This window comes from Curtobacterium sp. PhB170 (assembly GCF_003752345.1).
Taxonomy (GTDB): Bacteria; Actinomycetota; Actinomycetes; order Actinomycetales; family Microbacteriaceae; genus Curtobacterium.
The window spans coordinates 50,965-60,279 of record NZ_RJUM01000016.1; the positions used below are offsets into that span (position 1 = coordinate 50,965).

The 9,315-nt window shown below is 70.8% G+C and carries 10 protein-coding genes and 1 pseudogene; 3 read left to right on the top strand and 8 right to left on the bottom strand.

The window, feature by feature from the left end; all coding sequences use genetic code 11:
* Positions 1-53: 53 nt before the first annotated feature.
* The 3 genes from EDF40_RS18725 to EDF40_RS18735 all read right to left on the bottom strand — a co-directional run bounded on the left by EDF40_RS18725 (position 54) and on the right by EDF40_RS18735 (position 2,329).
* Positions 54-596, bottom strand: a complete 543-nt coding sequence (locus EDF40_RS18725; RefSeq protein ID WP_123338416.1) for a cysteine hydrolase family protein — start codon at positions 594-596, stop codon at positions 54-56.
* Positions 597-620: 24 nt separating this feature from the next.
* Positions 621-1,397, bottom strand: coding sequence for a hypothetical protein (locus tag EDF40_RS18730; protein WP_260212476.1), 777 nt, complete (start codon positions 1,395-1,397; stop codon positions 621-623).
* An 80-nt stretch (positions 1,398-1,477) separates the two neighbouring features.
* The gene (locus EDF40_RS18735; RefSeq protein WP_123338417.1) at positions 1,478-2,329 is read right to left on the bottom strand and encodes an SDR family NAD(P)-dependent oxidoreductase; all 852 of its coding nucleotides are present in this window, start codon (positions 2,327-2,329) and stop codon (positions 1,478-1,480) included.
* A 102-nt stretch (positions 2,330-2,431) separates the two neighbouring features.
* Here EDF40_RS18735 and EDF40_RS18740 point away from each other — a divergent pair, with 102 nt between their 5' ends.
* Positions 2,432-3,640, top strand: a complete 1,209-nt coding sequence (locus EDF40_RS18740) for an MFS transporter (RefSeq protein WP_123338418.1) — start codon at positions 2,432-2,434, stop codon at positions 3,638-3,640.
* A gap of 39 nt (positions 3,641-3,679) precedes the next feature.
* On the opposite strand, the gene EDF40_RS18745 is transcribed toward EDF40_RS18740, so the two are convergent.
* The 3 genes and pseudogenes from EDF40_RS18745 to EDF40_RS19585 form a co-directional block, all read right to left on the bottom strand.
* The gene (locus EDF40_RS18745) at positions 3,680-4,561 is read right to left on the bottom strand and encodes a hypothetical protein (protein ID WP_123338419.1); all 882 of its coding nucleotides are present in this window, start codon (positions 4,559-4,561) and stop codon (positions 3,680-3,682) included.
* A gap of 15 nt (positions 4,562-4,576) precedes the next feature.
* The gene (locus EDF40_RS18750) at positions 4,577-6,337 is read right to left on the bottom strand and encodes an AMP-binding protein (protein ID WP_123338420.1); all 1,761 of its coding nucleotides are present in this window, start codon (positions 6,335-6,337) and stop codon (positions 4,577-4,579) included.
* Positions 6,327-7,135: pseudogene (locus EDF40_RS19585) on the bottom strand (amidohydrolase family protein). Before EDF40_RS19585 ends, EDF40_RS18750 begins: the two are co-directional and overlap by 11 nt.
* Here EDF40_RS19585 and EDF40_RS19695 point away from each other — a divergent pair.
* Together EDF40_RS19695 and EDF40_RS18760 are read left to right on the top strand one after the other, a co-directional pair.
* Positions 7,031-7,372, top strand: coding sequence for a hypothetical protein (locus tag EDF40_RS19695; RefSeq protein WP_260236413.1), 342 nt, complete (start codon positions 7,031-7,033; stop codon positions 7,370-7,372). The pseudogene EDF40_RS19585 and the gene EDF40_RS19695 overlap by 105 nt on opposite strands.
* 40 nt (positions 7,373-7,412) lie before the next feature.
* Entirely contained in the window at positions 7,413-7,991 is a 579-nt protein-coding gene (locus EDF40_RS18760) for a TetR/AcrR family transcriptional regulator (protein WP_123338421.1), read from the top strand.
* Positions 7,992-7,997: 6 nt separating this feature from the next.
* On the opposite strand, the gene EDF40_RS18765 is transcribed toward EDF40_RS18760, so the two are convergent.
* Positions 7,998-8,633 carry an HAD-IA family hydrolase gene (locus EDF40_RS18765; RefSeq protein ID WP_123338422.1) on the bottom strand — a complete coding sequence of 212 codons (636 nt, stop codon included), beginning with the start codon at positions 8,631-8,633 and terminating at the stop codon, positions 7,998-8,000.
* Positions 8,630-9,148 carry a GNAT family N-acetyltransferase gene (locus EDF40_RS18770; RefSeq protein ID WP_123338423.1) on the bottom strand — a complete coding sequence of 173 codons (519 nt, stop codon included), beginning with the start codon at positions 9,146-9,148 and terminating at the stop codon, positions 8,630-8,632. The genes EDF40_RS18765 and EDF40_RS18770 overlap by 4 nt, the downstream gene beginning before the upstream one ends.
* Positions 9,149-9,315 lie beyond the last annotated feature (167 nt).

Below are 9,315 nucleotides of genomic sequence, written 5' to 3' on the forward strand. Positions count from 1 at the left end.
GGCCTCCCGTCCGCTCTGCCCCATCTCAGGGCCCCGAACGCGCCCTGCGGACGTCAGCGACTGAGCGCGTCGCTCGTCGTGACGGTCGCGAAGCTGCCGTCGAGCGCCGCCATGAAGGCGGCGTGGACGCTCGCACCCGGGACGGTGACGCCCCCGAGCGCCAGGTCCGGCGCGGCGCACGCGTCGGCGACGACGGTCGCGGTGAAGCCGAGCTCGTGCGCGGCCCGGGTCGTCGAGTCGATGCACATGCTGCTCATCATCCCGACGATGGTGACCTCGTCGACTCCGGCGTCGGTCAGCAGTTCCTGGAGTCCGGTGCCGATGAAGCTGTTCGGTGCGTGCTTCTCGAGGACCGGCTCGCCGTCGACGGGCGCGACCGACGGGTGGAAGCCGAGGCCCGGCGTGCCCGGCACGAAGAACGTGGCGTCGGGGTCGGTGGACACGTGGAAGACGTGCACCACGAGGTCGCCGGCGGCGCGGAAGGAGTCGAGCACGGTTCGGGCTGCGGCGGCAGCGGCCTCGGGTTCGACGAGGGGGAAGGCCCCGCCCGGGAAGTAGTCCAGCTGGATGTCGACGAGGAGCAGCGCGCGGGTCATCGGTTCAGTATGGCGGGCGGCGCGTCACGGTTTCGCGCCGTTGCCGAACGAACCGTGCAGGGTCGTGTCCGCGAAGGCCGTCGTGTCGATCACGGCGCGGACGCGGTCGAGGACGCCCTGGTCCTCCGAGTCCACGCCGATGACGAGCGAGCCGTAGTCGACGCGCATCGTGTACGGGATCGAGGCCTCGAGCCCGGTCACGTGCGGGGTCGCGGCGAGGGTCGCCAGTCCCTGCGCCACCGCAGTGGACGTCGACGTCGGGATCTGCTGGTCGAACGTGCCGTCGTAGTGGACGGTGCTGGCGATGTGCCCCTCGTCCGCCGGCACGGTCAGCGTCAGGGAGGCGCCGGTCCACGCCAGTTCGGTGGCCATCGTCGTCGGGACGGCTCCAGCCTGAGCCGGGGTCGCGTCGGGGTCCATCGCGACCGTGAACCGCGACGCGAAGTGGTTCGACGTGACCCACCGGGTGGAGCAGGTCGGGTCCGCGGCGGAACTGGGAGTGTTCGTGGTCGTCTGGGTCGCCTCGGCGACGGCCGGGAGCGCACGGACCTGCCGGAGGGCGGTGCGCACCTGGCTCGCAACGGCGGGGTCGAGTGTCGGCGCCGGGGTCGGGTCCGGTGTCGCATTCGCTGCGTCCGGCGCCGGAGCCTCCGCGCTCGGGCAAACCGCCGTCTCGGTGCCGCTCGATCCGCCAGACGACCCCAGTGCGTTCCGGGCCAGGCCCTCCGCGGCCGAGCACGCCGTGAGCGGCACGGTGCAGGCGAGGGCGACGAGGAGTCCGATGACGAGACGAGAGCGCACCGACCCAGTCTCGCTGCCGCGGGCTACACGCCGGAGCCGGATCGGCGCGCTGGGTCCCGGGTGCTACCCGGTCGCCCGCCTCAGCTCGATTGGTCGTCCAGGTCGAGCGATGAGGTCAGTTCCGGGAACGCCCGTGCCTGTTCGACGAGCTGCTGCGCCTTCCGCACGACCCCCTCGACGCTGTCGGCACCGGCGACGAGGCGCAGCGGCGGTGCGGACATCTCGGTCAGGGCCAGGAGCGTGCGGGCGAGCTTCGCCGGATCGCCGCTCTGCTTGCCCTCCATGCCGCGGAAGAACTCCTTGGTCTGGTCCGACGAAGACCGGTAGTCGTCGAGGTGGACGTCGCCCCAGAAGGTGGAGCTGCCCTCCGCGAGCAGATCCGTCCGGAAGAAGCCGGGCTCGACGACCGTGGTGTGGATGCCGAACGGCAGGACCTCGTCGTGCAGCGCTTCCATCCACCCCTCGAGCGCGAACTTCGACGCGGCGTACGCGCTCCCACCGGCACCGGCGACGATGCCGGCGGTCGAGCTGATGCTGATGACCCGACCGGAGCCCTGCGCCCGCATGACGGGGAGCACCGCGCGGGTGACGTTCATCGCACCGAAGAAGTTCGTCTCCATCTGCGCGCGGAACTGCTCCGAGGAGACCTCTTCGAAGAACCCGCCTTGGAAGCTTCCGGCGTTGTTCACCAGGACGTCGATGCGGCCGAACCGTTCGATCGCTGCGTCGACCGCGCTCCGGACGGTGCGCTCGTCCGTGACGTCCAGGGCGACGGCGAGCAGCTCGTCGTGCTGGCCGACCGCTGCGACGACGCGTTCCGGATCCCGCCCGGTCGCGACGACGTGGTGTCCGGCGTCCAGGGCGGCGCGCGCGAACTCGGTGCCCATGCCGCGGCTGGTCCCGGTGATGAAGAAGGTCTGGGGTTCGGTCATGCCCCCAGCGAAGACCACTTCCGCGGAACGAGTGAGGCTCTGCCGAAACGGGGTCGAGCAGAACCTCCCTTCCGACGCTCGAGCCGCCCTAGCGTCAGGGACATGGACCCCCTCGTGACCACGACCCCGTCGGCTCCGTCGACCACTCCGGTTGCCGACGACCGGCTGCCGTGGTTCCCGCTCGCACTGCTCGCGGCGATCGGGTTCGTGCTCGTCGCCATGGAGACCATGCCCGCGGGCCTCCTGCCGGTCATCGCGGACGGCATGGGGACGTCCGAGGGCACGGTCGGACTGTTCGTCAGCGCCTACGCGATCGGCACCGTCATCGCCACGGTGCCGGCGATCGCACTCACGCGGAGCCTGCGCCGCAAGCCCCTGATCATGACGGCGATCGCCGTGCTGATCATCGCGAACACCCTCACCGCGTTCACCCCGAACGTGACCATCGCGCTCGTCACGCGGTTCGTCGCCGGCGCGGCTTCCGGGATCATCTGGGGCATGTTCGCCACCTACGCGCGGCGCATCAGTCCCGCCCGGTTCGCGGGCGTCTCGCTCGCCATCGTCTCCACGGGCGCCCCCGTCGGCTTCGCGCTCGGCACACCGCTCGGGTCGTTCATCGGCACCGCCCTGGACTGGCGCTGGTCGTTCATCGGCCTCAGCCTGATCGGGGTCGTCATCCTCGCGTTGATCGCCGTGTTCGTGCCGGACGCACCCGGCCAGACCGGCACTGCGAAGCTCTCCGTGGTCAAGGTGTTCCGCATCCGTGGGATCGCGATCATCCTCGCCGTCATCGCCACGTGGATGGTCGCGCACAACACGATCTACACCTACATCTCCCCGTACCTGCGGGTGACCGGCACCGACCTCAGCGCCGGGCTCGTCCTCCTCGTCTACGGCATCGCGGCGATCCTCGGCGTCGTGGTCACGGGAGCACTGCTCGATCGGCATCCCCGCCCCCTGCTCCACCTGAGCGTCGGACTGTTCGTCGTCACCGGCGTCGTCCTGCTCGTCGGTCACGCATCGCCGGTCGCCGTCCTGGTCGCCGCCGTCCTGTGGGGAGTCAGCTTCGGTGGTGCCTCGACGCAGCTGCAGGCGGCGCTCACCACGGCCGGTGGGGAGGACGCCGACGTCGCCAGCGCGTTCCTGCCCGTCGCGTTCAACATCGCGATCTTCGTCGCCGGGGTCTTCGGAGCCGCGCTGTTGACCGTGTTCGACGGACTGGTCCTGGCCGTGGTGATGATCGTGTTCGGGGCGGTCGCGGCGCTGCTCACGCTGGTCGGCCGACGATCGGCGTTCCCCGCTCGGCTCTAGTCGACAGGCGGCGGACGAGGCCGCCGACACCGCCACGGTTCAACCGTTGACCAGGTCGCCGTCCCACGTCAGGTCGCTGTCCTCGTCGACCGGGAAGGCCTCGAACCGGTCGTCGGCCAGGACCGCGTCGACCAGGGCACGTGACCCGGCGACGATCGTCGAGTCCCAGTCGATCTCCGACGCGAGCACCCAGGAGTGGTCTTCCGGCCAGAGCATCTGCGGGGTGTGGCGCAGGTCCGCGACCGTCCCGATCCGGGCACGGTCCAGCCATGTCGGGTCGGCGAGCTGCGGCAGGGTCATCGAGAGGAGGAAGCACTCGCGGTGCGGCCAGTCGAAGCGTTCGACCGCGAGGGCAGCACGGATCGCCGCCTGTTCTCCGTCGTGCACTGCTCGCTGCTCGACGACGTACCGCTGCATCGCCTCGATCTCCTCCGCAGTCGCCTGATCGGCGCCCTGCCAACCGACGGCGAGCGTCGAACCGCCGGTCAGATCACCCCACCCGCCCCAGACCGCTGCGACCAGGTCGTCCGGCGTCGACGTGGCCTCGGCCAAGTGCGCGGTGAGCGCAGCGAGCAGGATCGGCTCGAACCAGCCTTCCTCGGGCGGGTGGACGCGCCATCCGTCCTCGAACACCAGGTCGGACTCGTCGGTCCGGCCGGTCAGGCTCCGCCACTGGACGAGCGGGTGCGCGATGCCGCCCGTTCGCGATGCGACGTCGGACCACCGCCACCGGGCGGACTCGAGGACGGGGTGGTCTTCCCGGTCGTCCACGATCGAACGGTCCTCGCGGTCCGCCGACACCGGGTGGAGGATGCGCGCGGAGGCCTCGAACCCGGTTCCGACCGTCCCGCCCACGGTGCCGAACGCCCCCGCGCGGGCGAGCAGCCAGGCGCCGCGGGACACATCGGGGATCAGTTCCACGTGCCGCGCCGCGTGTCAGCTGCCGGTGGACGGTCGCTGCGGACGGGACGCGCGCAGTCCCGGGAACTGCTCGTCGCGCCACTCGCCGTCGACGGGCACCCCGCTCGCGGCCGCACGCTCTTCGCGCTCCCGCAGCTCCACGCGCCGGATCTTGCCCGAGATGGTCTTCGGCAGCTCCGCGAACTCGACCCGACGCACGCGTGCGTAGGCCGGGAGCGCGGTCCGCGCGTACGCGAGCACCTGTTCGGCGGTGTCCGCCGTCGCCTCGAACCCTGCGGCGAGCGTCACGTACGCCTTGACGACGTTGAGCCGGGCGTCATCCGGGGCGGGTACGACGGCGCTCTCGGCCACGGCGGGGTGCTGCAGCAGGGCACTCTCGACCTCGAACGGTGACACCTTGTAGTCGGACGACTTGAACACGTCGTCGGTCCGGCCGATGAAGGTCAGTTCCCCGTCGGCGTCCCGGACCGCGATGTCGCCGGTGTGGAAGAAGCCGTCGCGCATCGATGCCGCGGTGCGGTCGGGGTCGCCGAGGTACTCGGCCATCAGGTTGACCGGTCGCTCGTCGAGGTCGAGGCAGACCTCGCCCTCGTCGCCGGTCTGCCCGGTGACCGGGTCCAGCAGCGTCACGGTGACACCGGGCAACGCACGGCCCATCGCCCCCGGGGTGACGGTGCTGCCGGGGGCGTTGCCGATGATCGCGGTGGTCTCGGTCTGCCCGTAGCCGTCGCGGATGGTCAGACCCCACGCGCGTTCGACCCGGTCGATGACCTCGGGGTTCAGCGGTTCTCCGGCCGACACGACCTCGCGCAGTGCCCGAGGGCGCGCACCGAGATCGGACTGGAGCATCATCCGCCAGGCGGTGGGCGGTGCGCAGAACGTGCTCACCTCTGCGGACTCCAGCTGGGCGAGGAGCGCGGCCGGATCGAACCGCGGGGTGTCGTGGACGAAGACGGTCGCCTCGGCGATCCACGGCGCGAAGAAGCAGCTCCAGGCGTGCTTGCCCCAGCCGGGCGAGCTGATCGCCAGGTGCACGTCTCCGGGCCGCAGACCGAGCCAGTGCATCGTGCTGAGGTGTCCGACGGGGTAAGACGTCTGGGTGTGCACGACCATCTTCGGCTTCGAGGTCGTGCCCGACGTGAAGTAGACGAGGCAGGGATCGGAGGTCTTGGTGACCACGATCGGTCGCGACTCCCCCGCGGGCGCTGGTTCTCCGAGATCCGACGGGTAGTCCGTCCAGCCGTCCGCCGTGCCGCCGATGACCACACGCGAGAAGCCCCCGCGGACGTGGTCGTACTTCGCGGTCTCGCTGCGGTTCGTGACGACGTGTGCGACGGCTCCGCGATCGACGCGGTCCTGCAGGTCGGCGGTGTCGAGCATCGTCGACGTCGGCAGGATCACGGCCCCGAGCTTGATCACCGCGAGCATCGTCTCCCACAGCTCGAGCTGGTTGCCGAGCATGACCAGCACGTGGTCGCCCTTCCGGACGCCGTGCTCGTGCAGGCGCACGGCCAAGCGGTCGGACCGGGCGGCCATCTCCGCGTAGCTGAGCCGCTGTTCCGAGCCGGCCGCGTCGACGATCCAGAGCGCGATGCGGTCGTTCCCGGCCGCGATGACGTCGAACCAGTCGTCCGCCCAGTTGAAGGTGTCGCCGAGGTCCGGCCACCGGAAGGCGGCGCGGGCGGCATCGGCGGACTCTGCGGAGAGCAACTGGTCACGGGCAGCGCGGTACGCGGCGGTCACGTTCGGGTTGGGCACGGACCGATCATGCCGCATCCTTCTGGTCGCCGATCCCGAACAGCCGACGTGCGTTCCCCGACGTGAACGCCTCGCGGGCCGCGTCGGAGGGGAACTCCTGCAGGAACGTGTCGATCTCGGCGGCGGAGGGTCGCTGGAACGGGTGGTCGGTGGAGAACAGCAGCCGATCGGGCGTCGTGACGTCCAGCGCGTGCCGGAGCAGCGTGGGGCTGAGCATCCCCGAGCTGGTGATGTGGAGGTTCGAGCGGACGGTGTCGGACACCGTCCGCTCGAGTCCGGCGACCCGCGACAGGCTGTCCGCACGGTCGAGCCAGAAGAGCAGTAGTTCGCCCCAGTGGCCGAGCACGACCTGCAGGTCCGGGTGCCGGTCGAAGGTGCCCCCGACGATGAGGCGCAGTGCCGCACGTGCCGCCTCGAGGTGCCAGCCCCACCCGAAGGTCGCCAAGCCGAGCTCGACCATCGGGTCGAACCCCTCGTACGCCGCTTCGCGCAGCCGCTTCGACGGGATCTGCGGGTGGATGAAGACCGGCTGTCCGAGCGACGCCGCAACGGCGAAGAGGTCGTCGTACCGGCGGTCGTCGAGCGGTACTTCGCCCGTCCGCCCGTAGACCATCGCCCCACGCAGCCGAGGCCGGCAGTGCGCTCCAGTTCGGCGACGGCGGCGGCCGGGTCGGCCATCGGCAGGGTCGCGAACGCGCGGAACCGGTCCGGGTGGTCCGCGACCGCGGCGATCGCGATGTCGTTCGCCTGCCGACTCAGTGGGATCGCGTCCGCGGCATCGAGCGGCTGCGCTCCGGGCGGCGCGAGGGACAGCACCTGGACGTCGATCCCCTGCGCGTCCATCGCTCCGAGCCGGGTGTCACCGAGGTCACGGAGCAGCGCACCGTTGTCGCCGAGTTCGTCCAGCGCCGTGCTCGGGTCGCGGCGGTCGTCGGGCAGGGCGTTGACGGCGTCCGTCAGAGCGGGGTGGTTCCAGTGCTCTTCGATCGCGATCAGGGTCATCGGGGTTCCTCCGTCAGCTCGTGCACCGATGCGTTCGCTCATCGGCGTTGAGTGAACCGTACACCTCGCTCAACACCGTAGAGTCAGACGCATGGCCGAGACCTCACGCGACGCGAAGCGCGCACAGACCGCCGAGCGCATCCGCGCAGCCGCTCGGCAGCAGTTCGGTGCGAACGGGTACGAGGGCACGACGATCCGGAGCATCGCCGCAGCAGCGGGCATCGATCCGTCGCTCGTGATGCAGCACTTCGGGTCGAAGGCAGCGCTGTTCGCGACCGCCGTGCAGCTGCCGGCCACGTCGGACGGTGGGAGCGAGCGCGCGGCGGCCGACCACCTGCTCGACGTCCTGGGCATCCGGTTCGACGCGCTCCCCGCCGAGACGGCCGCGCTCGTCCGGTCGATGCTGACGGTGCCCGAGGCGGCGGACACCATGCGTGGCTACCTCGACGAGCGGGTCGAGAACCTGACGCGCTCGCTGGACGGCGACGACGCCCGGCTGCGGGCGTTGATGACCGTGAGCGGCATCCTCGGCATCACGATCACGCAGCACTTCCTGCGCCTCAGCGCGTTCGAGGGCGCGTCACGTGACGACCTCCTCCGCGCGGCGCGGGGCTGGGTGGAGTCGCTCACCACCGCGTCGCACCCCACCGAATCCAGCGCTCCGCAGTAGCGGCACTCACGCTCCTCCGCTCACGGCCGCACGGATCGCCGCAATCGTGTCCGCGGTCTCCTCGTGCAGGTGCACCCGGATCCCCATCGCCCGCGCAGCCTCGATGTTCTCCGGCACGTCGTCGACGAAGAGGACGTCCTCGGGCGCGGCGGCGAGCTGGTCGAGTGCGATCCGGAAGGCCTCTGGTTCCGGCTTCGTGACGCCGATCTCGTGGCTGTAACAGATCGGGTCGAACACGGCCGCGAACCCGAATCGTCGCTCCTCTTCCTGACGGGCACCGTCACCAGAATTGGACAGGATCGCGAGCCCGACCGTCCCGCGCAGACCGGCGACGAAGTCGAAGAGCGGCTCGTTCAAGGAGCCGCAGTACGCGTCCCAGAAGTCGGCTCGCATCGACGCGAGCACCTCGGCCGAGGCGCCGAGTGCGGCGCCGATCTTCCCCCAGTACTCGTCGTCGACCCCGGTCCGTCGCGCGGCATCGGGCAGGTCGGCGTCCGACAACCGCGAGGAGAACTCCTCGTCCGTCATGCCGAACGCAGCCGCCCACCTCGTGCGGAACTGCGCGGGCCATGCCGCGTCGTCGACCATCTCGAGCACGCCACCGACGTCGAGCAGCAGCCACCGCACCCCACCGCCGGTCATGCCGAGGCCCCGTCGAGTCGGCGGATCATCTCGAGCTCCTGCTCGTCGGGCGCGAGGACGTACGGCTCGCTCGCCCCGGTCAGCTCGAACCCGCGTCGCGCGTAGAAGGCCTGCGCCCGCAGGTTGCGCTCGTGCACGTGGAGACGGAGCGTGGTCCCGTGGCCGGAAGCCCACGCCTCGATCGCGTCGAGCAGCGCATCGGTCACGCCGGCCGCACGGCCGCGGTGCGACGGCGCGACGTACACCCCGACCAGCAACGGTCCGGTGGCGGTGTCCGGGATGAACGCCCCCATCGCACCGACCCAGCGGCCGTCGGCGTCGATCGCCACGAGCGAGGTCCCCCCGACGTCCTGACCTCGGCGGCCTCGCGCACGCCATTCGGTCTCGTCGTGCTGCTCGGCGTCCGCCAGGTGCTCCGCGTAGGCCATCGGGGTGTCCTGGATCATCTCCAGGCGGAGCGCTCGGACGGCTTCCCAGTCAGCCTCGGTCGTCGGTCGGATTGTGATCCCCTGCATGGACCGAGCGTAGGACAGACAGCCGTCGGCGAAACTCGTCCGAACGGATTCCAATCGACTTGGGGCAGGGCGCCGAATCACCTGCACAGACCGGGAACCACCCGGAGCGCTCACCAGCCGCACATTGCTGGTTCTCCACCCTGCACCAGGGTGTGTTCGGCGCGCAC